Source organism: bacterium, assembly GCA_036504735.1.
Taxonomy (GTDB): Bacteria; Electryoneota; RPQS01; order RPQS01; family RPQS01; genus DASXUQ01.
Window position 1 is genome coordinate 25,945 of sequence record DASXUQ010000001.1, and the last position, 24,746, is coordinate 50,690.

Genomic DNA, 24,746 nt, shown 5'->3' on the forward strand with positions numbered 1-24,746 from the left:
GTTCACGCACGAAAGCCTTGGGGTATTTGACGCAGATGAGTGCTTTAAGTTGGTTGACATCCACCATTCGAGGACCGAAATCCCGGCCCTTTAATTGGGACCACCTGCTGCCGCACGGTGAATTCCGCGATCAAATCCTGCGCACAGCGGCGTTTCTCAGCGAGCGGTTTTCCGGGCATCATGCGCGGATCGGTCTCTGGGGCGAATGCACGGAGGGCTATCTGGCGGCCTTTCTGGCCATCTTACGTGCCGGTCACACAGCGGTGCCGCTGGATCCGCGGCTCGGCAGTCATGAACTGACCGACATCGTCCACTCGGCAAAGATCGCGGGGTTGCTGGTGTCGCGGGATTTCCCTATTGCCTACAGCGCGGCGCTGGGTAATACGAAGATTTACCCTCTTAGCCCCTATCTCCGGTCCAAGACCTGCGGGGGGCAGGATTCCGGGCCACCGGTGGCTGACGGCGCGGATGCGGCGGTGATGTTGTGCGGGTCGCGCTGCGACCGCAGCACGCGGATGATTACCTTCGCCCTTCCCTCGCTGATCCGTCACGCGCAGGTTGTCTGCTCCCACTTGAATGTGACGGCGGAAGACGCATGGCTGATGTCCGTGCCTCTGCATTGTGTGGCGGGGCTGGTGATTCCCTTCCGCTGCCTGGTGTCGGGAGCCTCCCTGCGGATGTGCACCGCGCGGGATCCCGATGAGATCAACCGGCTGATCGATACCGGCCGGGTCTCCATCGTGTCGGCGACGCCGGATATGTTCGACAAGATGCTGCGGCGGCACGGGACTCATCCTTATTTGGGAAATCTGCGCGCCATTTTCATCAGCGGCATTGTGCCGGAACTGCAACTGCTGCGCTGCCCGCAGGCGTGCATGGTGTACGGTGTGGCCGAGGCGGGCTCCATGGTGAGCTGTTCACGTCCGGGATGCACGGCGGAAGAACACCTGAGCGCCGGGCCCGTGTTGCCGGGCATGGGAGTGCGCATTATCGGGTCGGACGGAAAAGATGTGCGGCGGGGAGAACGGGGCCGGATTCTGGTGCGGGGGCTGGATGCAAGCGGCGAAGGACAGCGGGCAGGCTGGGTGCAGACGGAAGACTACGGATATCTCGATGGACACGGTTATCTGCATCCGGAGCCGCATCAGGACGATGCGGCAGGATCGGGTGAAAACAGTGTGTGCACGGTCGAGATCCAGACGCTTCTCGAACGCCATCCCCGGGTGCAGCGGGTGATTGTGGTGTCTATGGAGGACAAGGAGTGGGGGCAGGTTCCAGCGGCGCTGGTGGTCTTGACGCCGGGACGTCCCATGGAGAAGACGCACCTGTTCCAGTTTCTGGAGGGCAAACTGGCGCGCTACAAATTCCCCAAGAAGATCATCTTCGCCGATGCCCTGCCGCTCTTGTCTGGCGGCAAACCGGATTTGGCGGCGATTCGGAAGCTGCTGAAGGGCTGAAAACGGCAGTGGTGCCGGGGCGCGCGGAGCAAGATATTACGCATATTTCGTCAGCGCCTGACGGAAATCATCCGGCAGGGGCATGGAGGCGCCGGTCTTGGGGTCGACGCAGACCTGCACGGTGGCGGCGGTGGCCATGCGACGGCCATCTTCCGACCAAAGTTCATAGGCCATGCGGTACGAGGAGCTGCCGATCTGCGCCACGTGCGCGCGGATTTCCACCTTCATGCCCACCGTGAGCATCTGCTCGAAGTCGCCTTCGGCATGCACCACCGGCAATCCCATGGTGCGGCGGCCAAACAGCACGGGCAATCCGAAGCCGATGTCCGCCAGGAATCCTTCGAGAGCATGCTGGCAGATGCGGAAAAGATTGGCGTAGAAAATAATCTGCGCCGCGTCCGTATCATAGAGGGCGATGGTATAGGGTAAACGGAAGATTTTGGGCATAGGAGACTACTACCTTTTACGCAGGCCGCGTTCATGCGCGGCCTGTTTCTATATAGATGAACTACAAACCTCGGTGTACACCGCGTCGTAGTCTGCGGCGCACCGTTTTAGAGTCAGATACTCGAAGGCGCGCGCCTGTGCGGCACGGCCCAGCGACTCCCGCAGCGCCGGATCTCGCAGCAGGACGTCGATCTGCGCGGCCAGACTCTGCGGATCTTCCGATTCGAAGACCAATCCTTCCAGACCGGGTCGCGCCGCTTCGGCTGACCCACCCGCCGAACTGACCACCGAAGCTTTGCCGTGCTGCATGGCTTCGACAAGACTGAGCGGCAAGCCTTCCGTGCGCGAGGAAATTACGAACAGATCCAGTGCCGACAGAAAGCCCGCTTTGGGATCCAGTGTATCGAGCAGTCTCACTCTGCCGCCGGGACATAGCGCGGTGATCAACGCTTGCAGGCTGCGCCGCACCGAGGTATCTCCCAGCACATCACCGCCGGCGATCCATAACTGCAATGCCGGATAGTTATCCTGTAACACTGCAAAAGCCCGGACGAGAATGTCAAAGCCCTTGACCGGAGCAAAATAGCCCAGTGCACCCACCAGCATTGCATCTGCGGCGACTCCAAGTGTGGCGCGGGCTGCCGACCGGTCCATAATGTTAGCCGGACGGGGAAGCCCATTCAACACCGTGCGGATCTTGGCGGCGGGAAGGCCGATGCTCAGCAATTCCTGCCGCGCGTACTCCGAGACCGTCACCACCCGCGCCGCGCTGCGCAGCGTCACCCAATCGCCGAAGGCATGACGCAGCAACAGATACGGTTTCAGATAGGGCTTGGCAACCGTCACCGGCGCATAGGCAAACTGTTTATAGGATCCGTGCGCGGTGGTGACCCACGGCAGCTTGATGGGCGGCAGCACGCGGCTGCAGAGCAGATTACCCAGCGGCACATGAGAATGTACCAGATTGGGCGTGAACTCTTTGGCCGCACGGCGCAGACTCTCCGCGGCGCGCGCGCGGAATTGATGCTTGCCGATCACGGCGCCATCGGGCAACTCGGGAGAGATCACCGGAAGGCCCATACGCGCGGCGGTCTGCTGAACTTTGCCCGGCATCAGTACCAGCAAGCGCACATCATGCCCGCGGCGCTGCTGCTCGGCAGCCAGAGACAGACAGACCTGTTCGGCGCCGCCGAGATGCGGCGACGTTAAGAGATGCAGCAGTTTCAGGCTCATGCGGACATCCCATTACGATAGACCCGCCGCTCGGCCCGCGCCCCTTCCACACGCAGCCTTGCCAGTTCTCCCTTTCCCAGCCAGCCGGCTACCGTTGCCGCAATGATGCGGATGGTCAGTGCCATTCTCATCCAGCGCCGCACACTCTTAAGCCCTGCCGCGCCGTTGTGCTTTTCGAAATACTGCATGGCGCTGCGCGCATTGGCTTCCCGCGCCTTGACATAGAAGCGGCTCATCGTGGTGGCGCGATGATGGCGGATTTTTGCGTCCTTTACCAGATGAATTTCGAAGCTCGCATTCCGGACCCGCTTGCACCAGTCCACTTCTTCAAAGAACAGAAAGAAACGCGGATCCAGATTGCCAACGGCTTGCCATGCGTCGCGGCTGATCAGCAGTGCGCTGCCTTCCACCTGATCCACCGCATCGAGCGTGGCCGGGTCGACATCTCCGTAGAAATAGCCCGCGAATTGCCGCGTGTGCGGAAACAGATAGGCCAGTCGCGTGCACTCGCAAAAGAGATAATAGGGAGTGGGAAATCGCCGTGCCGCCAGATAAGGCTGATCGAATGGATCGACCATCGTCGGACCCACCACGCCCCAAGTTGGATGCTGCTCAAGAGTGTCCACCAGGCGGCAAAGAGAGCCGGACAAAACTTCCGTGTCAGGATTCAGCAACATGGCATGACGGCCCTTGGCCTGCTCTAAACCGAGGTTGCACCCTCGGGCAAACCCCAGATTGCCCCCCGCACTGAGAAACCGCACCCAGCCGAACCGCGCCTGTCCGTCTTCCAGACTGCCATCGGTGGACCCGTTATCGACCACGATCACCTCAAATGGCCGCTCTGCCCGCACCGCCTCCAAAGATCCGAGACAGCGCAGCAAGTCCTTTTTTCCATTGTAGTTAACGATGATGATCGAGAGGTCCACCGATTCCCTTTGCAGCGACGTGATCCGATCCGGCCCGTTTGAGCAAAGTAGCAATTTCTTTCAGGTTATGCAAGCGAGCTGAACAAAGGATGAAGGCGGAAGGATGAAGGATGAGACCAGAGACATGAGACCAAAGACCTGAGGCATGCCGCCTCATCCTCAGGTTTGGGGCGAATTATGCAAAAGGATGCGATGGGCGCATCCCGCTTAGCAAGGGTCGTCTTGTTTCAGCGTTTCAGATTCTCAGCGTTTCAGCCTTTGGGGAGTGAGCGTCGTCAAATGCCAACCTCTTCAGGCAAGGTAGTTGCTCTTTCTTGGATGCCGAACCCGGCGGAGCCCTACCTTCGGGATGCTGCTATAGAAACTGCTGCATGAATGGAGAGTACATTGCCGACCCTGGAACAGATCGCGGCTGAAGTTGTCTTGTTGTCCCCGGAGGACAGCACGGGACGCGTACATCTCGAAAAGATGCTGCGCGGCGTCGCTCAGTCGGAAGAGTTTGTTGAGCCGGTGCGCGACCTTGCCTGGCAGGCCATCGCCACCGTGCAGAGTCTGATGCAGTCCAAGGACCCGGATAGCTGTCTGAAGACGTTGAATCGTCTGCTGGACCAGATGATCCTGGCTGAAACGGCTCCTGCGGTCACCGTGCCTGCGGAGGCCGCTCCTGTGCCCGAAGCTCCACCGGTCGCGGATGAGTCCCTGGTAGCCGATTTCCTCGGCAAGCAGGATTCCGTGCTGGCCGAATTTGAAGCCCATTGCCTCGCCTATGAAAACGGCGATACCGACGGGCTCTCTGCCGTAAAACGGCAGATCCATACCTGGAAAGGCGAAGCCAGCGTTCTGCTGCTGCATGATTTGGCCACGATGCTGCACGCGGTGGAAGACGAACTGGAATCCACATCCCTTGAGCCCAAACCTCTCGGTGAGAATCTGCTCTTTCTCGCCGATCAGATCAAAATCTATTTTGGAGCCCGGCGCAGCGCCGCTGACGCTGGCATCAATGCCGAAACCATTCTGGCCAAATTTCGGCCCGCGGCCGCTCCGGCGACCGCCACGGTGGATATACCGGCGCCGGTAGCGGCAGCCGTCGGACAGGTCTTTGAGATGCCTGCCGAAATTGATATGGATCTGCTCCACGAATTCTGCAACGAGTCCGAAGAACATTTCCAGCAGGCCGAACAGGCGCTGATGACGCTCGAGGCTGATCCGTCGGATAAGGAAGCGGTGAACGTCGTGTTCCGCGCGTTCCATACCGTCAAGGGCACCTCGGGTTTTGTCGGTCTCGGCTGCGTAACGGAACTGGCCCATAAGGCCGAGACCTTCTTCGACCGGCTCCGCAAGGGCACACTGGTGATGCAGGGTGTCTATACCGATCTGGCCTTTGAAGCCCTCGATATGCTCAAGGGCATTTTGCGCGGCACCCAAGGGGCCATCGAGAGTGGCCGTCTGCCCTTGCCTCCGCTCTATGCGGATCTGCTTAAGCGACTGGAGCACGTCGGCACGGCTCCCGCTTCGGCGGCCGTCCCCGCCGCGGCGGTGATCGAACGCGCTCCCGCGGCGCAAGCCTCAGATGCGGCCTCGGGTTCGGCGGAGACCTCGGGCGAAGCGGTGGAAAGCAAAGCCGCCGATGGCGCGCGCGGAAAACGCACCGGACAGGCGGAGAGCGATGGCTCGGTGAAGGTGAGCACCGGACGGCTCGACAATATGATCAATATGGTCGGCGAGCTGGTGATCGCCCAATCGATGGTCAGTCAGGATCCCGTCATACAAAACGGTACGGACCAGCGGCTCATCCGCAATGTCTCGCAGCTCAACAAAATCACACGCTCGCTGCAGGAACTGGCGCTCTCCATGCGCATGGTCTCGGTCAAGGCCACCTTCCAGAAGATGGCACGCCTCGTGCGAGACCTGGCCCGCAAGGCCAACAAGGAAATTCTCTTCGAGACCGAAGGCGAAGACACCGAACTGGACCGCAACATGGTGGAGGCGATTGCCGACCCGCTGGTTCATATGGTGCGCAATGCCGCCGATCATGGCCTCGAGACCCCGGACGACCGCGTCAAAGCCGGCAAGCCGCGCCAGGGAATCATCCGGCTGCGCGCCGCCCATGAAGGCGGATCGGTGCTGATCACCCTCACCGATGATGGCCGCGGCTTGAACAAGCAGAAGATTCTGGCCAAGGCTATCGAGCGCGGCATCGTGGAACCCAATGCCCAGCTCTCAGACTCGGAAATTCACAATCTGATCTTCATGCCCGGCTTTTCCACAGCGGACAAGATCACCGACGTATCCGGTCGCGGCGTGGGCATGGACGTGGTACGCACCAACGTGGAAGCGCTGCGCGGCACGGTGGAGATCTCCTCCAAGCCGGGAGAAGGCAGTGTCTTCAGCGTACGCTTGCCGCTGACGCTGGCTATCATCGACGGCATGGTGATCCGCGCGGGCAGTGAGCGCTTCATTCTGCCGATCATCTCGATTACGGAGACCTTCCGCCCGCGGCCCGAAGACCTCAGCACGGTGCAGGGACAGACCGAACTGGTCCTGCTGCGCGGCGACCTGATTCCTGTCTGCCGCCTTGAGCGGGCGTTCCACATCGCCGATGCGGGCCGTGAACTGACCGAGAGTATTCTCGTGGTCATCGAACACAAGGGCCGCCGGCTTGCACTGATGGTGGACGAGCTGCTCGGTCAGCAGCAGGTCGTGATCAAAAGCCTGGGCTCGACGTTCGGCAATGTTGCCGGCGTCAGCGGCGGCGCCATTCTGGGCGATGGCCGTATCAGCCTGATTCTGGATGTGGACGGCCTGATGCGCCTCAGCAGCGGCGCCAACCGCGTACTCTAACCGGAGCCCGAAAGATTCTATGTCCTCGACACCCCCGGAAATCCTCGCCCCGGTCTCGCTCAGTGACAGTGACTATAAAAAAGTCACGCAGATCGTCCACGAATTGTCCGGCATTCACCTGCATGAAGGCAAGCGTGAACTGGTCGTGGCAAGGCTGGGAAAACGGATCCGCCAGCTCGGCATGAAGAGCGTCGGCGACTATTTGAAATATGTGCGCGAGGAGCAGACGCAGGGTGAACTGGTCACGATGCTCGATGCGCTCTCCACCAACCTTACCGCCTTCTGGCGGGAATCCCAGCACTTCGATTATGTCGTCAAGACCACCTTGCCGCGTCTGAGCGAACGCGCCCGCCGCACAGAAGATAACAAGATCCGCGTGTGGAGCGCCGGCTGCTCTTCGGGGGAAGAGCCTTACGGCCTGACGATGCTGATGCTGCATCATCTGGACCGGCCCGAGCGCTACGACATCCGGGTACTGGCGACCGATCTGTCAACCAAAGTGCTGGGCATCGCCCGCGGCGCCACCTATTCGTCCGAGCGTGTCAAGCCGATTCCGTCCGATATCCGGCAGAAATACATACAGGAAGTCCGGGCGGCGTACGGCGCGCAGTACCGCGTGCGTCCGGAAGTGACGGCCCATGTGACCTTCGCGCGGCTGAATCTGATGGAAACCTGGCCGATGAAGGGCCCGATGGACTTCATCTTCTGCCGTAATGTAATGATCTATTTTGACAAGCCGACCCAGGCGCGGCTTGTGAACCGGTTTTATGATTTGCTTCGCCCCGGCGGCACGCTGTTTGTCGGTCATTCGGAAAGTCTGACCGGCGTGGAAAACCACTTTCGCTACGTCAGACCTACTATTTACGAGAAGCCGTGAATTTATCCACTTTAAACGCAAAGCGGATCATCGTCGGCGTGGGCGACATGAAACTTTCCAACCGTGCCGGGGAGATTCTGGTCACACACGCTCTCGGCTCCTGCATCGGAATCACCATCTATGATCCCGTGGCGGTGGTCGGCGGTCTGCTGCATTTTATGCTGCCCGATTCGGCGGTGAATCCGCAGCGCGCGCAGGAGAACCCCTGGATGTTCGCCAATGTGGCCATCCCGCTTTTCTTCAAGAAAGCCTATGAACTGGGCGCCAGCAAGCCGCACCTGATTGTCAAGGTCGCTGGCGGCGCGCAGTTCCTCGATGATAAGGATTTCTTCGCCATCGGCAAGCGCAATCACACCATGATGCGCAAGATTTTCTGGCAGAACGGCGTGCTGATCAAGGGAGAACACGTGGGCGGCACAGTGTCGCGCACTCTCTTTTTGGAAGTCGGCACCGGAAAGGTCTGGTTTAGCAGCGGCGGAGAGGATTACGAACTATGATCTCACTGGCGGACCTTTCCAACGAGATTGATCATCTCGAACCGATCCCTTCATCCCAGCCTTTGCTGGCGCAGGCGCTTTCCGACCCGAACGCGGACATGCAGGAATTCGTCAAAGTGATCGAATATGATCCGGCCCTGACGGCCAATGCCCTGCGGCTGGCCAACTCGGCGTATTACTCGCCGGGCGTGGCCGTAAACACGGTGCGCGAGGCCGTCATCCGGCTCGGCGCGGGGCGCATTCTGCAGCAATCGGTGGGACGCAGCGTGCGCGGCAAGCTCACGCAGTCCTGTCCCGGCTACAGCCTCGAGGAAGACGAGCTGTGGCGGCACTCGGTGGCGGCCGCTGTGGCGGCGGACCTTCTGCCGCGTCACGCAAAGACCAGTATTCATCCCGTGGCTTTCACCGCCGCGCTGCTGCACGACATCGGAAAACTGGTGCTCTCCCGCCATCTCAACGATGAATTGAAGCAGGATATTTTCGCCGTCGCAAAGCAGCGGGGAATCTCCTATGTGGAAGCCGAGCGCGCGGTCCTGGGATTCGATCATGCGCAGGTCGGGGGCGTCATCGCGCGGCGCTGGAAATTTCCCGACGCCCTCGCGACGGCCATCGCCTACCACCATCGCCCGCGGGAAAGCAGTGAAAACAGCGCCCTCGACGCCGTGCATGTAGCCAATGCGGTTGCCAAAATCATCGGCGTGGGCATGGGCAGTGAGGAAATGAATCTGCTGGTGGACAGCGGCTCGGCCCGCGCTATCGGACTGACTCCCGCAAGTTTTGAGTCGCTCTGCGCCGCCGCGGCGCATGATCTGCCGTCGGTCATCGCATTATATGAGGATGAGGCACATGGCCTATAACATTCTGATCGTGGACGACTCGGGCGTCACCCGGGAAGTGCTGACGCGGACCTTGCGGCTCTGCGGCATGCCGCTCGGTGAAGTCTATCAGGCCGCCAACGGCGCCGAGGCTCTGAAGGTGCTCGAGGAGAAATGGGCGGACATGGTCTTCACCGACATCAATATGCCCGTAATGGACGGCATGCAGTTCATTGCCGAACTCCAGAAACGCGACGACTGGCAGCAGCTTCCGGTGGTAGTGGTCTCCACCGAAGGCAGCAGCAGCCGGGTCGAGGAGCTGGAGAAGATCGGCATCAGCGGCTATATCCGCAAGCCGTTCACCCCCGAACAGGTCGCCGAAATGATTGGCAAAGTGATGGGAGAAAAGCCTCATGTCTGAACCGCTGAATGACGCCGCCAGCGCGGCCGTAATCCACGTGCTGGAAACCGCCGCCTTCATGACCGTCTGGCCCTGGCAGGAGGCCGACGGCGACTTGCAGCCGCCGGACACTACCGCCAGCATGACCTTTGCCGGACCAACGACAGGCATTTTGAGACTGAGCGTCGCTACGGACGTGCTGCCGCTGCTCACGCAGAATATTCTCGGCGAACTGGAACCCGGCGACTCCGCCGAGGAAAAGGGCCGCGATGCGCTGAAGGAAATGCTGAATATGATCTGCGGCAATCTGCTCACCGCCTGGCAAGGCGAAGCGCCGGTGTTCAACCTCAGCCCGCCGGAGATCGTGGATGTGACGGCGCTTGCCGCCGCGACCGAACAGGCCGCGGCGCGGATTCCATTCAATTTAGAAAATACTCTCGCCGTCCTGGAAGTACAGGAAAACAAAATCTGAAGCGATGAGATGCAGCAGTGAGGCGAAGTCGGTTTCTCTTTCAGCCTTTCAGGTTTTCAGCATTTCAGCGTTTTATTCAAAGGTCCTATGATTAAAGTTTTGATTGTAGATGATTCGGCGCTCGTGCGCAAGGTCTTCGCCGAAGAGCTGGCACGCGACCCGCTGATACAAGTCATCGGCACAGCGCCCGATCCTTATGTGGCGCGTGACAAGATCGTGCAGCTTTCTCCGGATGTTCTTACGCTGGACGTGGAAATGCCGCGCATGGACGGGCTGACGTTCCTGCGGAAACTGATGAAGTACCATCCGCTGCCGGTCATCGTCGTCAGTTCGCTGACTCCCAAGGGAGGAGACATGGCCATGGAAGCCCTGGAAATCGGCGCGGTGGATGTCATGTGCAAGCCCGGTGAGGCCTATACCGTCGGTGAGATGTCCCGCGACCTGTGCCAGAAGATCAAGGCCGCGGTGAATTCGCGCCTGCGGCAGCCCATGCCTGTTGCCGAGAGTTCCGTGCAGGCGCGTCCTCCGCTGCTTCGCACCACCCTGAAGATCGTCGCCATTGGAGCCTCCACCGGAGGAACCGAAGCGCTGAAGGAAGTGCTTACGCGCTATCCCGCCAATGCGCCGGCCACGGTGGTGGTGCAGCATATGCCTCAAGCCTTCACCAAGGCGTTTGCCGAGCGGCTGAACGGTCTGTGCGCGGTGGAAGTGCGCGAAGCCGTTTCCGGGGACACACTCCGTCCGGGTCTGGTGCTCATTGCTCCCGGCAACATGCACATGGTATTGCAGCGCTCGGGTGCGGTCTACTCGGTGGCGGTGAAGGATGGTCCACGCGTCCACCATCAGCGGCCCGCCGTGGATGTGCTCTTCCGTTCGGTCGCCCGCCATGCCGGGCCCAATGCGGTTGGCGTCATTCTCACCGGGATGGGCGCGGACGGCGCCGAAGGCATGCTGGAAATGAAGCAGGCGGGGGCCCGCACTCTGGCTCAGGATGAGGCCACCTGTGTGGTCTACGGTATGCCTAAGGAAGCGGTCGCGGTTGGCGCCGTGGAGCGCGTTGCTCCGCTGCCTCGCATCACCGACGAAATCCTGACCATGCTCTGATTTTTCTTGTTACAGATTGAAATACAACAGCGCGGAGTCTTTGGCTCCGCGCTGTGCGTTTCGATAGGCCCAACAGATAGATCAGTCCGGACTTGCGTTTATTCGCGGAAAATATTACCTTTTGGGTAGGTAATAAGAAAGGTGCATATAAATTGGCAGCACGATCAATGAGAACCCTTGCAATTTTACTGTCTCTGGTAATGCTTGTGGCATTTGGATGCAAGCAGAATAAGCCAGCCGCGCAGGATATGTCTCAGGCCAATCCCCACGCCGGGATGGATATGAAGGACAATCCCCATGCGGGCATGGACATGAAGAACAACCCGCATGCCGGAATGAATCCCAACGAAGCGCCGGCAGCCGTTCCGGGCGGTCTGGATCTGGACTACATGACCTCCGGGCTCCCCGCCGGGTGGACCAAGGCCGAGCCCGGCTCCTCGATGCGCCTCGCGCAGATTAACATCGCGGCGGAAAAGGGCGACACCGCTCCCGCTGTCCTCGCGGTCTTCTTCTTCCCCGGCTCGGGCGGTTCCGCCGCGGCGAATATCATGCGCTGGCAGAATCAATACACCGGCCCCAAGGGCCAGCCCGGCGATCAGGTGGCCAAGACCGATACCATGATGGTTGGTTTGCTGACGGTGGTGACCACCGATGTAACCGGCACCCAGCTCGGCTCCGCATCAATGAACGGCGATGCTGCCGATCTGCCCAACCAGCGGATGATTGCTTCGGTCATCGAGACCCCGTCCGGCAACTGGTTCATCAAGACCACCGGCCCGGCCAAGACCATGTCCGCCAACGAAGCCAAGATTCGCGCCTTCGTCAAGAAAGCCCGGATTAAAGAGAAAAGCTGAGAGAACCCTTACGCTCACGCGTCGCCGCGGCATGCGTTTTTTCTCTTCGCATGCCCGGCTGAGGCAGGATTGAGCGCGATTCTGCCTTGCTCTATAAGAAAGCCTAATACCTCTTGGTTCCCGCGAGCAATCGCTGTCCTTCGGACTGACGGCCGGAGGCCGCCGCTAGGGGCGGGTAAGGGGCTGAAAGCCTCTTGTCTCTGATCCTTCCCCCTTTGAAAAAGGGGGAATAAGAAGGGGGTTCTGTATTTCACTTTCCGACTTTGAACGAGAAGCGGCGACCGATTGGTCGCCGCTTTTGTGTGTTACGATTTGATCATCCACTTGGGCCAGATGAAGAGATGGGGAAGCGTTTCGATCTTCATCGTGCGGCCCCGCGTATCGCACAACCGCTTCACCTCCGCCCCTACGGCATCACTCGGAACAATAATTTTGCGCACGTCCGCCAGGGTCAGCGAGCCATGCAGCAGCACTTCGGCCTGTGGGTGAGTGGCCACGTTATGCGGCAGAGGATCACGCTTGTGGCCTTCCACTTTGCCGGCAAACATCTCGCGCAAACCTTCCGGGCCGGGCTTCAGATGCTTGCCCATGTCCGCCGCCGCCGAGACTTGGCAGAAGAGCGTATGGTCCCGCGAAAGCAGACTCAGATCCAGCGCCAGATGTACCCAGTCTGCGGTCCATTCCGATCTGGAGCGGCGGTAGAGCAGTTCCACATTGGGCATGGAAAGCGACGCATTGATATAGTCCAGTCCCACCGCAAACCGCTCATAGCGGTATGGATCGTGCAGATAGCGCGATGCGTCCGAGCCGTAGGCCTCTTCCAGGCTGCGAACCGTGTGCAGCTTGCCGTCGGCAATGATCTGCGGCAGGTTCTTGTACAGATGCGTGCTGTGCAGCAGCAGAAGAATGCCGCGCCGCCGGAGTTCGTGGGCAATCGTATCTTGGGAGAAGAAACGGATCATACGACCATCAACCGTTTGTTTCGCGCCAGGGTTAATAGCGCCACGATGAGACAGATAATCGCGCCCGCCGCTACGGTGTAGGACGCGCCGAATTCGGTCGCCGCCGATCCCACCAGCATACTTCCGATGGGCATCATGCCCAGAAAGCTGGTGGTATAGAAGCCCAGCACCCGCCCCCGCAGGTGGTCCGGCGTCAGCGTTTGCAACAGCGTATTGGTGGAGGCCAGCATGCTGATGCTCGACAGGCCGACCAGCGGCAGAATCAGCAGCGAGAGCACAAAGTTGCGGGAAAACGAAAAGAGCAGAATACTGATACACAGACCGATCGCGCCGAAGATGACGACCCGGCCCCGGCGCGCGTTGTGCGGCAGCGACGCCTGATACACGCCGCCGATCAGCGCGCCGATCCCGATGGCGCCCATCAGCGCACCCAGGCCGCGCACTCCCGATTCCAGAATCTGGTCGGCGAACATCGGCATCAGCACCACATACGACATGATAAAGACCGAGAACACCGCGACATTCAGGATCAGCGAGCGGGCAATCCGCGCATGAATCACATACTGAAAGGCCTCCCGCCACTCCGAAGCCACGGACGCATGGTTTGTGCTGAACACCGGCGGCGGCAGATCGCGCATCGAAAGCAACGCGAAGATCATCGCCAGAAAGGAAATCGCATTGATCAAAAAACAGCCGCCCGCTCCCACCCAGGGAATAATCAGTCCCGCAATGGCAGGTCCGATCAGCCGCGTGGCATTGAAGGTGGTGGAGTTCAGCGCAATGGCATTGCCCACATACTGCTTGCCGACGATCTCGCTGACAAAGGAGAGCCGTGCCGGAGTATCCGCCGCCGTGAAAATTCCCGTGACTCCGGCGATAATCACGACCTGAAGCACCTGCACATGGTGGCTCATTGTAAAGATCGCCAGCGCCAGTGCGCACAGCGCCAGTCCCGACTGCGTGACGATCAGCAGCGTACGCTTGACCGTGCGGTCCACAATCACACCGCCGATGGAGCCTAAAATCAGCGACGGAAGCTGCGGCATCGCGCCGACGATTCCCAGCCAGAAGGCTGACCGCGTCAGATCCCACACCAGCCAGCTCTGGGCAAGGGTCTGCATCCAGGAGCCAACCAGTGAAAGGGTGAAACCTGTCCAGTAGATGCGGTAATTGCGCACCGCGAAGGCGCCGAAAATGGGGTGCAAAGCAGACGACTGCGAGTTAGAGGTAGACTTCGGACACGGAGAAAAGATCGCGGCTGAGGAATCCCCAGCCGCTTCTAAAATAGCAACAAAAAAGTTGGCCAGCAAGACAAAAAAGCAAAATGACGTCCGCCTCACCACGTCCGACGCGCGCTTGGAACAGGGTCACTATCCCTGCGCTCGGATCATCCGCTGGAGTTCCTCAAAGAACCGCCTGTTCTTTCTGTATGCCCGCGCATAATCGGCTTCGCGCGGTGCGCCCTTTTTGCGGCAGAAATCGAACAGCGTCATCTTTTCCGAAGTCGTCCAGTGATTTACCCGGGGCATAGCCAACACAAACAGGCCCATTTGTGCAAACCGCGATTTCTCCGGCGCTGTCCAGCCTTGGTATGAGAATCCGAACTGCTGCTTCATCCGGTTCAAAATCCGGTTTTCCAGATTCTGCCGCTCCCCATCGAACTCTCCGGCAATCACCCGTGATGCCAGCAACCCGGCTTCGGCCAGCGGGAATTCCCGATACTTTTCGGCGGACTCACCTTTGAGAGACAGAACGGCATCCGCCGCACAGAGCTTTTTCAAAATCCGTTTTGGTGTCCGGTAGCCCTTGTGTTTGGCAATCTGCGCCCGTTCGGCATCGGCCAGCTTGCGGATCTCCCCATCGACCGAACGAAATCCAAGCTTATCGTAGAACCAGAAACTCCCCGAGGCCAGGCCTTCCTCATTTTCGTAACCAAGTTGGTAACGGCGGGTGACCAGCCACGGCGCATGGCAGAGACTGTTCAGGATCCGCGCATATTGAGAATAGAGCCACGCCGCTTCGCCGCCGCGGAAGGTGTCGAACACGTTAATGGCGATCTCCGAGCGGTCATGCAGCATCCCGCCGGCTCCGTACCCAATGGGCACATGGTTCTTCAGCACCACCAGCCCCCAGCCGACTTCCAGGGGCAACCGGAACCGGGGCTCCATAAACCACAGGATCACCCGGATCCCGCGCTCCAAAGGAATATCATAGACCTCCGCCGGATTGCCGTGGATCGCCGGATACAGTTCGCGCAGGCGCGGCAACAGAGTACCGTAAGCCAAGTCCAGCAAGGCTCTTCCCCGCGCCGCCGGGACGGGTTCGGGTACAGATAGCGGCCGTTTGATCTCCGTCAGCAGATCGAACTTGGTACGGGCCGCTACCGGGTCCCATAGGAACAACTTCGGCGGTTTGCCATCTTCCAGGAGCGTGCGGGACGGACCCTCCCCTGTCAGGGTCATGAGCAGCGACAGGTCCATCGCATTGTAAATTTGCTGGCCTGCAGGACCGGGAAATGTGCGGGAAATGGCATCGACTACCCAATCCAGAGATGTCCCGTGGGACGGCCCGCGAGCGGCCTTTATGAACCCTTGAGCAGTGGTGTCCGCATCATCCACGGCATCCCCTTCGGCTGGCTCGATCCAGAGCGGCAAATACTCCGCCAGCGGGTCCGATGCGCGGTCAGCATAGGCTTCCCAGTCGATCTCCACCCCATCTCCCAGCCGCGCCATCAGCCAGCGGGCCATCTCCAGATCGTAGGGATAGTAGATCTCGGTTCCGACAATGCCCGTTTGTGCCAATTCCGCGCGCGGCGTCTTCTTCAGTGTTGCCACGCGCTGCCCGAAGCGGCCAAGTTCCCCTTCGCAGAACTGGCGGATAGCCACGGACCGGGGATAGGCTTTGTAGAACTGCAGCAGTTCGTGCAGCGTCAGCAGCCCATCGGAGCCCGTGGCCGTTGCCGCCAGCTTTTGCAGCAGCGCCAGTGTCCGTTCCGGATCGGGATGGGAACGCAATTCCTTGACAGGGTTCATGGGTCAAAATCCAAAAAGCTAAAGTGAAGACCCTTGGAGGCAGCAACGAAGCCCCGGGTTTGTGGTGGGGGCCGGTCTAAAACCGGCCCGCGCCCCTTCAGCCGGCCATCGTTCGCAAGGTCCAGATAACAAAAGCCGGCCACGCGATAAGCCACGGGCCGGCAAATGGTTCGCCGAGAAAACAAGGCAATAGAAAGTTACATTGCCGCGGGCATGGCCTTCTTGGCGGCCTTCTTCGGGGCAGCCCTCTTCACGGTTGCCTTCTTCGGGGCGGCCTTCTTTGCCGTCGCCTTCTTCGGAGCGGCCTTCTTCGCGGTGGCCTTCTTCACGACCTTCTTCGCGACCTTCTTCGGGGCGGCCTTCTTCACGGTAGCCTTCTTCACGATCTTCTTGGCAACCTTCTTCGGGGCGGCCTTCTTCACGGTAGCCTTCTTCACGATCTTCTTGGCGACCTTCTTCGGGGCAGCCTTCTTCACGGTAGCCTTCTTCACGGCCTTCTTCGGGGCGGCTTTCTTGGCAGTCGCCTTCTTCGGGGCGGCTTTCTTCACGGTTGCCTTTTTCGTAGGCATAATCATTCTCCTTGAACTGAACATTGAGGGCAGGGACTCGTTCGGGAACGAACAGATGTTTCTGTTTGGCCGGGAACCACGCTCTACCCTCGCCTGCGCGGGTTCCCCTCTGGCCGTAATCGCCAGGTCCGTGCGGCGGACCGGGCGGTATTGCGGGCTGCATCACCCGAAGGCAACGCGGCCGACATCTCTATCATCAAGCCTTCGATGGAAGGCCGATACGATCGTTCTCGAACGTTGGCTCGCGCGTCGAACGCTGCGTGCCGTTTTCAGTTTAGCCTATAGAGCAAGTTTCGGGCCGAATACGGCGGAAGTGGCTCTATTGCGCTCAAAAAAGCACTCGGACTCTGCCGAGCGGATCGTGAATCGCACCCGGCGATCCCTTGATCAGCGCCCATTTGGCGGTCTCAGGTGAGCATCTCGAGAGGCATGATCACGCCCCGGTCGGGCGAATCATGGTCGCGCGGCTCTTGCCACACGCCATCTCGACAGGCGTCGAATACGCGACGCTCACACCGGTTCTTCTGCCGCGAATCAGACACATCGTGTGTCCGTCATCGCGTGTCCATCACCGCATCTCACTCTGAAAATTCTCTCTATGAGACAGCGCGTGTGCGCGCGCTGTTCCATGGGGTGAGTGCCGTCAAGGGACTCGCATCGCTCACAGAACATGTCCGCGCTTCATGCATCACACGCGTGCGGCGAACAAACGCCCGAAATATATAACACAATTTATAAAAATGCAAGTGCTTTGCGGTAAAAAGTCAAGCGTGAGCACCAAGCCAGCTTGAACCCGAGCCGATCTCAACCATCACAGGTACACGCAGCGGGAGCGCAGTCTGCATTTCGTGCCGCACCATCTCCGCGAGCCGCTCGATTTCGTCGTCGGGTGCTTCGAAAACGAGTTCATCGTGGACCTGCAAGAGCATTTTTGCGGCAAATTTTTCCGCGTTCAAGCGGCGATGAATGGCGATCATCGCCAACTTGATCATGTCCGCCGCGCTGCCCTGCACCGGTGTGTTGATCGCCGTGCGCTCGGCAAACTGCCGCACCTGACGGTCGGGCGCTTCGATGTCGGGAATCTTTCTCTGCCGCCCGAGGATCGTCTCCACGTAACCGCGCTTGCGGCACTCCTCAATCGTGCGGCGCATGAACTCCGTCACGCCGGGATAAAGGGCAAAGTAGTTCTCGCGGAAGACGCGGGCCTCATGGCGCGGAAGGCCCAACTCCTGAGCCAGCCCGAAGTCGGTCTGACCGTAAATAATCCCGAAGTTGACCGTCTTGGCCGCCCGCCGCATGTTGACGTCCACCATCCCCACCGGCACCTGAAAGATCAGCGCCGCCGTCTCGGTGTGAATATCGCCTCCGCGCTCGAAGGCCTCCAGCATCCGCTCGTCGCCGGACAGATGGGCCATGATCCGCAGCTCGATCTGGCTGTAATCTGCCGAGACCATCTTCCAGCCCTTGGTCCCCGCCACGAAGCTCTCGCGGATTCCCCGCGCCACCTCGGTGCGGATCGGAATATTCTGCAAATTGGGATTGACCGACGACAGGCGGCCCGTGGCGGCCACCGTCTGGCTGAAGGTCGTGTGCACCCGCCCGGTATCCGGATGGACCAGCCCCGGCAGCGTATCCACGTACGTGTTCTTGAGCTTGGACAGCATGCGGTAATCCATCAACCGTTTGGGCAGTTCATGCATCGGCGCGAGCACCGTCAGGGTGTCGATATCCGTGGACGGCCCGCTCTTCAGCATCCGCTGCACCGGCAGTTTCAGCTTCTCAAAGAGAATCATCGCCAGCTTCTTGGGGGAGTTCAGATTGAAAACCTCGCCCGCCAGCCGGAAGCAATCTTCTTCTATACGTGAGAGATCTCGCTCGAGTTCCTTGCTCATGGTGTGCAGCAGGTCCACGTCGAGCTTGACGCCGGTGAATTCCATGTCGCACAGCACGGGCATCAGCGGCAGTTCGATGTCGCAGAGGATCCGGCCCTGATTTTCCAGCAACGGTTCGAGCACATGGGATAGCCGCAGGGCATAATCGGCATCCTCACACGCGTACTCACTGACCCGTTCCACGTCCACCTCGCGCATCGTGATCTGGTCCTTGCCGCGCCGGCCCAGCAGTTCCTGCGTCGCGATCTTGGGCAGCTTGAGGTAGTCTCTGGCCAGACTGTCGAGGCTGAGCGTGCGGTCGCCGGGGTTCAGCAGATAGGCCGCGAGGATCGTGTCAAAGGCGACTCCCTCAACCTCAATTCCGTAGGTTTTATACACCAGAACATCGTACTTGAGGTTCTGTCCGGTCTTGGGAACATTTGAATTTTCGAGGACTTCCGCCACAATCGAAAGATAGGTTGCAACTCCGGCGGGGACCTCGTGGCCGAAGCGCAGGAAGCGGCGGCCCGGTTTGGCGGGACCGTCCAGATGGTCCATCGAGATGTACACCGCCTCCCCTTCCACCGTCGAGAAGCTCGCGCCCACCAGTTCGGCGCGCATCGGATCGGTGCCCGTCGTCTCCACGTCAAAGGACAGCAGCGGCTTCTCTTTTTGCCATTGCGCCGCCAGTTCTTCAAGCTCCGCGGTGGTCGAGACCGTGCGGAACTTGCGGACGGATCTGCCCGTGTCAGCGTGCTTTGCGGACGTTCCGCCGAACACAGTGCGGAGCCTTTCGACCAACTTGAAGAGTTCCAGATCAATCAGCAGCCGCTCCAGTTCGGGGTTCCAGATCATCCCCAGGGTCAGTTCTTCGGGTTTGAACTCTACCGGAGCTTTGCGGTCGATGGTCACCAGTTCGCGCGCCAAAAGCACCTTCTCGCGGTCCCGGATCAGGGCCTCGCGCATTTTGGAGGGCTTCATGGAAGGCGCGGCATCGAGGACCTTATCCAGCGAGCCGTACTCGGTGATGAGTTTGACGGCGGTTTTGGGGCCGATGCCTTCGGCTCCGGGCACATTATCGCTGGTGTCCCCGGTCAGCGCCAGCACATCGACCACCTTCTCCGGCGGCACTCCGAAGTGTTGCTGCACCTCCTCAGGCCCCATCAGCACCACACCGTCCGGTTTGGCGTTCCACATCCGCACCTTCTCGGTCACCAGTTGCTGATAGTCCTTGTCCCCGGTGACCATCACCACCTCAAACCCTTCCTGCTCGGCATCGGTAGCCATGGTCCCGATCACATCATCGGCCTCCCAGCCGGGCCTTGAGATGATGCGGATTCCGGTGGACTCCAGCACCTGATAGAGCCGTCCGAGCTGGCTGACCAGCTCGTCGGGCATCTTCTGCCGCGTGGCCTTGTAGGTGGGCAGGGTCTTGTGGCGGAAGGTCGGCGCGGGCGTGTCGAAGACAATCGCCATATGGCTCGGCTTCTCGTTCTCGATCAGGTTGAACAGAGACGTCAGAAACCCGTAAATCGCCGAGGTGATCTCCCCCCGGCTGGTCCGCAACGGATTGCGGATAAACGCAAAGTGCGCGCGATACATCTGCGCGGACCCGTCAATCAAAAATAAGCGATCGCTCATGACTACCTAAAAGGCTGAAACTCTGAAATTCTGAAACGCTGAAAAAAGAAGCCAAGAAGCCAAAATCAAAACACGCCGCCTCAAAACCACACTACCCCGCACCCTCCGGGTGCGGTTGAAAGAAAGAAATTCTTCCCTTACTTCCGGCGGCCTCCCGGCCGCCTCTTCAACCCACCCAACAACCTTTGTCATCCTGAACGCAGTGAAGGACCTCGGGTTCATCTTGCGATGTTGGCTACTTGTCCGTGAAACGCGATCTCGCCGCAGGCGGACAGCCGCCCATTCACATCACGCCGTGGTGCCTCTCCAGAGGCACCCGGTCGTGCAGATATGTGCATGTGGGGGCTCTGGAGAGTCATCGCTGCGATTCAGGCCCTGTCCGCACCTGGTTCGCGCTTTAGATACTCTGTCAGCATTGCCCTCATTTGACCGCAAATATCTCTCACAATTTCATCGCCTGACTCATGCAACTTATCGAGATGGAATATGGCATCGCGCCGCAAACTTCGCAGTATCTCGATCTGGCCTGGAGCCTCGCTGATGCTGGTCAAAGCCTCAAGAGCCTTGTCAAGCAGGTGCGAATACTTGTGTTGTGATTCAGCGCGATCCTGTGCATCGGTGCAATAAGCCGTCAAGAAGCTCTGAACCAAAGCACCCGAAAGTCGGCTCATAAATACCCGAGCAAATTGCTTCCTGTCTGATTCGATTTCCGCCGTTGCATGGTATACATTCGCCGAAGCCATCCATGCCGTGTAGAAGACGTTTGTCAGTTGTTCCTTGGACTGCCTCTCGAACTCCACGCTCTGTTGCCTCAATGTCTGGACATCGAACATGATTTGCTGTACGAAGGCCTTATTCTGCGTCGCAAGTTCCTGTGATCGCTCTTGAGCTAACTGCGTTATCTTACTTACTTCACCTTTGAATCTGGAGAAGGTTAGAAATCCACCAATCGCTACACCGATGACAACTATCGCCGAGAACAATCCTGTTTGCACAGCCAAACCACTCGCGAAGAAGTGTTCTTCGACCGCATGCTTGTCAAGTTGCCCCTGCAAACTGTCAGTTCTATGCGACAACAATTCCACGCGCGCCGAGAGCACCTTTAATGTACTGTCGGCACTGTTCGGTTGTGCGAAGGCGCACACAGTCAGGACAAAGATCAAAAAGAAGTATGGCAGGCGCAGCATGAAGCTCTCCTGTAAGGTTGAGGTTGCATAAGAGTCGGCCAGAGGCCGACGCAAGTAAGTTGTCTGGGTCGGCTGCAAGCAGCCAACACCGCCTTTTAATGGACGGCCACGAGCCCGCCCCCAGAAGACTTGACTTACTTCAGCGTTTCAGCATTTCAGATTTTCAGCGTTTTCTACCGGACCAGCACCACCTTCTTTACCTCCTGCAGCTCTTCGGTCTTCACGCGCAGGAAGTAGATGCCGGGGGGAAGGGCCCAGCCGTCGAAGATTTCGGTGTGGCTGCCGCTGCCGTACTCTTCGTCGGCCACGGTGCGGATCAATCGTCCGGTAGTGTCATAGACCGTGATGCTGGCCCATTGCCGGCGATTGAGGGTAAAGCTGGCCCAGTAGACATTGCCGAAGGAATCCAGCGGGTGATGGCGCTCGGAACGCTCGGGAAAGGGCGCCTGCGGGACAATGGACGCAGTCTCTGCGACGGGCGCATGCGGATCCACGAAGAAATCATAGATCCCCGCGGCAAATGGCGACGCGATGCGGCTCTCCCAATAGCCGTAGGGCCGTTCCCACCGCCGGTACCCCATGCCGTCATAAAAGGTGCGGTATTGAAACTCCCCCGCCTGATCAAAAAACCAGATTTCCATCTGCCGCGCCCGGTCGCCCAGCGAGACATTGAGCCGCGTCATGAGAAAGCCCGAGAGGGTCGGTTTCATCACCACCTGTTCCGCCGCATCACACCCCGAGTGACAGGAGCGCAGCCACAACGGCACCCCCGTGCTGTCCATCCGCATCAGAAAATAGGTGCACGGCTCCGAAGGCGGATTGCGCAGCCCCGCCATCACAAACTCCCCGCCTTCGACCTGTTCGAAACCGTAAATCCGCTTCAGTCCCCGTAGCGGATAGGCTTTCGTCCAGCGCAGATTGCCCGCCGAATCCGTACGGAGAATGTGCAGCATCTCCACATTGGTGTCGCTGCGGCTCTGTCCCACCATCAGGTAGCCGCGCCCCGCCTTCTGCACCGCCACCGCCCACTCCTCGCCCGGTTCGTCGTAAGTGTGCTTCCAAACCACATTGCCCCAGGCATTCAGCCGGATCAAGGCCACATTTGACCCGCCCGAGTCCGGCGGCGCCGTCCAGCCCGTCAGCACACAGCCGCCGTCTTCCAGCGGTTGAATGGCATGAAAGCCGCCCACCGTGTCATCGAATACCCGGTTCCAGACCGTGTCGCCCGCGCCGTTCACGCGCATCACAAACGCGTGTTCCGAATCCGCCGCCAGCGGCGCGGTGGTTCCCGCCAAAAGAAAGTCGCCCGCCGCCGTCTGCCGGGCATCTCGCACCCGCATCGGAAACGCGCCGCAATATTCGCGGCTCCACAGCACCTGCCCGCTGCTGTCCGTGAGCACCGCGCGCACGTCGTCACCGGAAGGCGACGCTTCCGTCCCTGCAAAGAAGTAGCCCTGATCCGCCGTGCGGCGAATCACGCCGGCCACGCATTCGCCGGTGGCGCCAAAGGGCTGCACCCAGGCGGAATCTGCGCGGGACTGCGCCGTCGCCGTGGCCACAGGCAGCAGGATCATCCAGAAAAGAACGATTCTCATAAGACCTCGGCAGTTGACTTTCTTGCTGGAAATGCATTCCTTGTTCAAAGCTTCAAGGAAACTTTTCCGGCAGTCGCCGGGTTCACCAAATAAACCCAATCTTCCCAAATCGTATGATGCCTAACGAGCCTAAACCTCAACAAATCAACGTGCAACTGGACGAGAAGGTGGCGGAGGGGACCTATTCCAACCTCGCCCTTATCGCCCACAGCCCGGCCGAGTTCTTCCTCGACTTCGCCCGCATGGTGCCCGGAACCGCCAAGGCCACCGTCCACACGCGCGTCATTATGACTCCGGCCCATGTGAAATTCCTGATCAATGCGCTCAAGGAAAACGTCGACCGCTACGAGAAGCAGTTCGGCGAAATCAAGATGCACGGCGCCCCGACGGGGTCGGCCGGAGAATTCGGTTTCCGTCCCAGTTCGCCTGAAGAGAAGTAATTCCATCCACCCTAAGGAGGATCCGGCTGTGTCTGCTACCCGCCTTGGCCTCATCGCGCTGCTTGCGCTTGCGGCGGGACTCTGCCTGTCCTGCAAGTCAGATAATAAGTTCATCGGCCCACCGCCACCGCCGCCTGCCGCGCCCAGCAGTCTGTATGACTACCAAACCACCCAAACCGGTGTGGTCCTGCGGTGGGAATACAATGCCAGTGACATCCAGGGCTTTCACATCTACGTGTCTCAGGATACCTCGGCGGCTTCCTTCGTCGTGGTGGATACCGTCGTTTCCATCAACCGTCAGGCCATCATTGACAGCCTGACACCCGGAACCACCTATTATTTTTACATCACGGCCTTCAACCAGAACGGCGAATCCGCGCGCTCCAACGTGCGCCCCGTGCACACCGTTCCGCTGAATGGTCCCGGCACACCTAACCACGTTGAGGCTCTGCCCCTCGAGGGTAACATTGTGGAGGTGAGCTGGCAGACAACGGGCACGCTACCGGACAGCTTCCTGATCCAGCGGCATGACACCCTGTTCAACACCGCCTGGACCACCATCGGCTCGACGCCTGCCGACATCCGGACGTTTCTCGATTCTTCGGTCACCTATTTGACCCATTACTATTACCGAGTCGGCGGCAAGCGGTCTTCCACTATTGTCTGGAGCCTTGATTCGGCGCTGGCGGTCACGTTCGGTCCCGGCGCCATCAGTGCCCCGGAGAGCCTGCGCACGGAAGTGCATCTCGGTCTGGGCGTCATCTTGACCTGGGTAAATGTCACCCACAATGCCACCCGCATCGTCATCAGCCGTGGAACCGGCGGCAACCCTGCGGTAGCCATCGACACCGTCGCCGCGACGGCAACCTCCTATCTGGACACCCTCGGCCAGAACTTCGGGCTCTATAATTACCGTCTGCAAGCCATCAGTGACACCGCCAGTTCCCCGCTGACCCCGGCGGTGGAAGCGGACTACCGGCTCTGCTCCCCCGGCGCGATTCCGCTCTGCGTGGGCAACTTCTGGACCTATGATGTCACCGATACAGCCGGCGGCACCACGCTGCAGCGTACGGTCTCCGCGGCCATTTTCTTCGGCGGGCAGGATTTCTACCTGATCTCGCAGGATGAGCGCGGCATCACCGACAGCCTCTATTATCTGCGCAATGACACTCTGGCCCGCGGCGTCGAAATGCTGCACTGGCCGCTGCTCGATACCGATCACCCGCAACTGCTCTTCAAGTATCCCGCCTTGCAGGTCGGGGACTCGTTCTTAGTGGATGGCCAGAAGGTCGAAGTGGTGATCGCCTCCCCCGGACAGGACAAGAACGTCAGCGGCACCGTCTATCATGGTGTACTCGCCTACGAGCGTTTCGTCTCCGCATCTTTCCGCATCATCTATTACATTGTACCCGGCACCGTCGGCATCATCAAGGAAGAGCACTACAACGGCCCCATCAGCCATCCCGCGCCCTCCAAGACCCTGAGCCTGCGCGCCTATCACGTAAGCTGACCGCAGCCGTTCGGCA

At 59.7% G+C, this 24,746-nt stretch carries 21 protein-coding genes; 11 read left to right on the forward strand and 10 right to left on the reverse strand.

All coding sequences use genetic code 11. The features are described from left to right. Window positions 1–53: 53 nt before the first annotated feature. The gene (locus VGL38_00095; protein HEY3293815.1) at window positions 54–1,457 is read left to right on the forward strand and encodes a class I adenylate-forming enzyme family protein; all 1,404 of its coding nucleotides are present in this window, start codon (window positions 54–56) and stop codon (window positions 1,455–1,457) included. Window positions 1,458–1,493: 36 nt separating this feature from the next. On the opposite strand, the gene VGL38_00100 is transcribed toward VGL38_00095, so the two are convergent. The 3 genes from VGL38_00100 to VGL38_00110 are packed head-to-tail and all read right to left on the reverse strand — an operon-like array spanning window position 1,494 to window position 4,117. Next, window positions 1,494–1,904, reverse strand: a complete 411-nt coding sequence (locus tag VGL38_00100) for a thioesterase family protein (protein ID HEY3293816.1) — start codon at window positions 1,902–1,904, stop codon at window positions 1,494–1,496. A 48-nt stretch (window positions 1,905–1,952) separates the two neighbouring features. Then, on the reverse strand, window positions 1,953–3,137 hold the full coding sequence (locus VGL38_00105; protein HEY3293817.1) for a glycosyltransferase family 4 protein: 1,185 nt from the start codon (window positions 3,135–3,137) through the stop codon (window positions 1,953–1,955). Further along, window positions 3,134–4,117: a glycosyltransferase family 2 protein gene (locus VGL38_00110; protein HEY3293818.1), complete on the reverse strand. Its 984-nt coding sequence runs from the start codon at window positions 4,115–4,117 to the stop codon at window positions 3,134–3,136. Before VGL38_00110 ends, VGL38_00105 begins: the two co-directional genes overlap by 4 nt. Window positions 4,118–4,450: 333 nt before the next feature. Here VGL38_00110 and VGL38_00115 point away from each other — a divergent pair, with 333 nt between their 5' ends. The 8 genes from VGL38_00115 to VGL38_00150 all read left to right on the forward strand — a co-directional run bounded on the left by VGL38_00115 (window position 4,451) and on the right by VGL38_00150 (window position 11,923). Next, the gene (locus tag VGL38_00115; GenBank protein HEY3293819.1) at window positions 4,451–6,904 is read left to right on the forward strand and encodes a chemotaxis protein CheA; all 2,454 of its coding nucleotides are present in this window, start codon (window positions 4,451–4,453) and stop codon (window positions 6,902–6,904) included. 19 nt (window positions 6,905–6,923) lie between these two features. Continuing rightward, window positions 6,924–7,781 carry a protein-glutamate O-methyltransferase gene (locus tag VGL38_00120; GenBank protein ID HEY3293820.1) on the forward strand — a complete coding sequence of 286 codons (858 nt, stop codon included), beginning with the start codon at window positions 6,924–6,926 and terminating at the stop codon, window positions 7,779–7,781. Continuing rightward, window positions 7,778–8,278: a chemotaxis protein CheD gene (locus VGL38_00125; GenBank protein ID HEY3293821.1), complete on the forward strand. Its 501-nt coding sequence runs from the start codon at window positions 7,778–7,780 to the stop codon at window positions 8,276–8,278. Before VGL38_00120 ends, VGL38_00125 begins: the two co-directional genes overlap by 4 nt. Next, window positions 8,275–9,135 carry an HDOD domain-containing protein gene (locus VGL38_00130; protein HEY3293822.1) on the forward strand — a complete coding sequence of 287 codons (861 nt, stop codon included), beginning with the start codon at window positions 8,275–8,277 and terminating at the stop codon, window positions 9,133–9,135. The genes VGL38_00125 and VGL38_00130 overlap by 4 nt, the downstream gene beginning before the upstream one ends. After that, complete coding sequence (locus VGL38_00135; protein ID HEY3293823.1) at window positions 9,125–9,514, forward strand: response regulator; 390 nt, start codon at window positions 9,125–9,127, stop codon at window positions 9,512–9,514. The genes VGL38_00130 and VGL38_00135 overlap by 11 nt, the downstream gene beginning before the upstream one ends. Further along, window positions 9,507–9,965, forward strand: a complete 459-nt coding sequence (locus VGL38_00140; GenBank protein HEY3293824.1) for a chemotaxis protein CheX — start codon at window positions 9,507–9,509, stop codon at window positions 9,963–9,965. Before VGL38_00135 ends, VGL38_00140 begins: the two co-directional genes overlap by 8 nt. Window positions 9,966–10,052: 87 nt before the next feature. Continuing rightward, window positions 10,053–11,069, forward strand: a complete 1,017-nt coding sequence (locus VGL38_00145) for a chemotaxis response regulator protein-glutamate methylesterase (GenBank protein HEY3293825.1) — start codon at window positions 10,053–10,055, stop codon at window positions 11,067–11,069. Window positions 11,070–11,275: 206 nt separating this feature from the next. Continuing rightward, complete coding sequence (locus tag VGL38_00150; GenBank protein HEY3293826.1) at window positions 11,276–11,923, forward strand: hypothetical protein; 648 nt, start codon at window positions 11,276–11,278, stop codon at window positions 11,921–11,923. A 305-nt stretch (window positions 11,924–12,228) separates the two neighbouring features. Here the strand turns inward: VGL38_00150 and VGL38_00155 are convergent, their stop codons facing one another. The 7 genes from VGL38_00155 to VGL38_00185 all read right to left on the reverse strand — a co-directional run bounded on the left by VGL38_00155 (window position 12,229) and on the right by VGL38_00185 (window position 22,780). After that, window positions 12,229–12,885 (reverse strand): DarT ssDNA thymidine ADP-ribosyltransferase family protein, encoded by a 657-nt coding sequence (locus VGL38_00155; protein HEY3293827.1) that lies wholly within the window; start codon window positions 12,883–12,885, stop codon window positions 12,229–12,231. After that, the gene (locus VGL38_00160) at window positions 12,882–14,090 is read right to left on the reverse strand and encodes an MFS transporter (protein ID HEY3293828.1); all 1,209 of its coding nucleotides are present in this window, start codon (window positions 14,088–14,090) and stop codon (window positions 12,882–12,884) included. The genes VGL38_00155 and VGL38_00160 overlap by 4 nt, the downstream gene beginning before the upstream one ends. 165 nt (window positions 14,091–14,255) lie before the next feature. Next, on the reverse strand, window positions 14,256–15,917 hold the full coding sequence (locus tag VGL38_00165) for a hypothetical protein (protein ID HEY3293829.1): 1,662 nt from the start codon (window positions 15,915–15,917) through the stop codon (window positions 14,256–14,258). A 197-nt stretch (window positions 15,918–16,114) separates the two neighbouring features. Beyond that, window positions 16,115–16,486 (reverse strand): hypothetical protein, encoded by a 372-nt coding sequence (locus VGL38_00170; protein ID HEY3293830.1) that lies wholly within the window; start codon window positions 16,484–16,486, stop codon window positions 16,115–16,117. 764 nt (window positions 16,487–17,250) lie between these two features. Beyond that, the gene (gene polA / locus VGL38_00175) at window positions 17,251–19,998 is read right to left on the reverse strand and encodes a DNA polymerase I (protein ID HEY3293831.1); all 2,748 of its coding nucleotides are present in this window, start codon (window positions 19,996–19,998) and stop codon (window positions 17,251–17,253) included. Between the two features lie 368 nt (window positions 19,999–20,366). Next, the gene (locus tag VGL38_00180; protein HEY3293832.1) at window positions 20,367–21,185 is read right to left on the reverse strand and encodes a hypothetical protein; all 819 of its coding nucleotides are present in this window, start codon (window positions 21,183–21,185) and stop codon (window positions 20,367–20,369) included. Window positions 21,186–21,358: 173 nt separating this feature from the next. After that, the gene (locus tag VGL38_00185) at window positions 21,359–22,780 is read right to left on the reverse strand and encodes a T9SS type A sorting domain-containing protein (protein ID HEY3293833.1); all 1,422 of its coding nucleotides are present in this window, start codon (window positions 22,778–22,780) and stop codon (window positions 21,359–21,361) included. Window positions 22,781–22,896: 116 nt separating this feature from the next. Here VGL38_00185 and VGL38_00190 point away from each other — a divergent pair, with 116 nt between their 5' ends. Continuing rightward, window positions 22,897–23,220, forward strand: coding sequence for a DUF3467 domain-containing protein (locus VGL38_00190; GenBank protein HEY3293834.1), 324 nt, complete (start codon window positions 22,897–22,899; stop codon window positions 23,218–23,220). Window positions 23,221–23,248: 28 nt separating this feature from the next. After that, window positions 23,249–24,730 carry a fibronectin type III domain-containing protein gene (locus tag VGL38_00195; GenBank protein HEY3293835.1) on the forward strand — a complete coding sequence of 494 codons (1,482 nt, stop codon included), beginning with the start codon at window positions 23,249–23,251 and terminating at the stop codon, window positions 24,728–24,730. Window positions 24,731–24,746: the final 16 nt, after the last annotated feature.

Coding starts and splice junctions, on each gene's coding strand:
- VGL38_00130 (HEY3293822.1), top strand. CDS start 8,275: ATGATCTCACTGGCGGACCTTTCCAACGAGATTGATCATCTCGAACCG.
- VGL38_00145 (HEY3293825.1), top strand. CDS start 10,053: ATGATTAAAGTTTTGATTGTAGATGATTCGGCGCTCGTGCGCAAGGTC.
- polA (HEY3293831.1), bottom strand. CDS start 19,998: ATGAGCGATCGCTTATTTTTGATTGACGGGTCCGCGCAGATGTATCGC.
- VGL38_00100 (HEY3293816.1), bottom strand. CDS start 1,904: ATGCCCAAAATCTTCCGTTTACCCTATACCATCGCCCTCTATGATACG.
- VGL38_00170 (HEY3293830.1), bottom strand. CDS start 16,486: ATGCCTACGAAAAAGGCAACCGTGAAGAAAGCCGCCCCGAAGAAGGCG.
- VGL38_00180 (HEY3293832.1), bottom strand. CDS start 21,185: ATGCTGCGCCTGCCATACTTCTTTTTGATCTTTGTCCTGACTGTGTGC.
- VGL38_00185 (HEY3293833.1), bottom strand. CDS start 22,780: ATGAGAATCGTTCTTTTCTGGATGATCCTGCTGCCTGTGGCCACGGCG.
- VGL38_00165 (HEY3293829.1), bottom strand. CDS start 15,917: ATGAACCCTGTCAAGGAATTGCGTTCCCATCCCGATCCGGAACGGACA.
- VGL38_00120 (HEY3293820.1), top strand. CDS start 6,924: ATGTCCTCGACACCCCCGGAAATCCTCGCCCCGGTCTCGCTCAGTGAC.
- VGL38_00155 (HEY3293827.1), bottom strand. CDS start 12,885: ATGATCCGTTTCTTCTCCCAAGATACGATTGCCCACGAACTCCGGCGG.
- VGL38_00105 (HEY3293817.1), bottom strand. CDS start 3,137: ATGAGCCTGAAACTGCTGCATCTCTTAACGTCGCCGCATCTCGGCGGC.
- VGL38_00135 (HEY3293823.1), top strand. CDS start 9,125: ATGGCCTATAACATTCTGATCGTGGACGACTCGGGCGTCACCCGGGAA.
- VGL38_00140 (HEY3293824.1), top strand. CDS start 9,507: ATGTCTGAACCGCTGAATGACGCCGCCAGCGCGGCCGTAATCCACGTG.
- VGL38_00190 (HEY3293834.1), top strand. CDS start 22,897: ATGCCTAACGAGCCTAAACCTCAACAAATCAACGTGCAACTGGACGAG.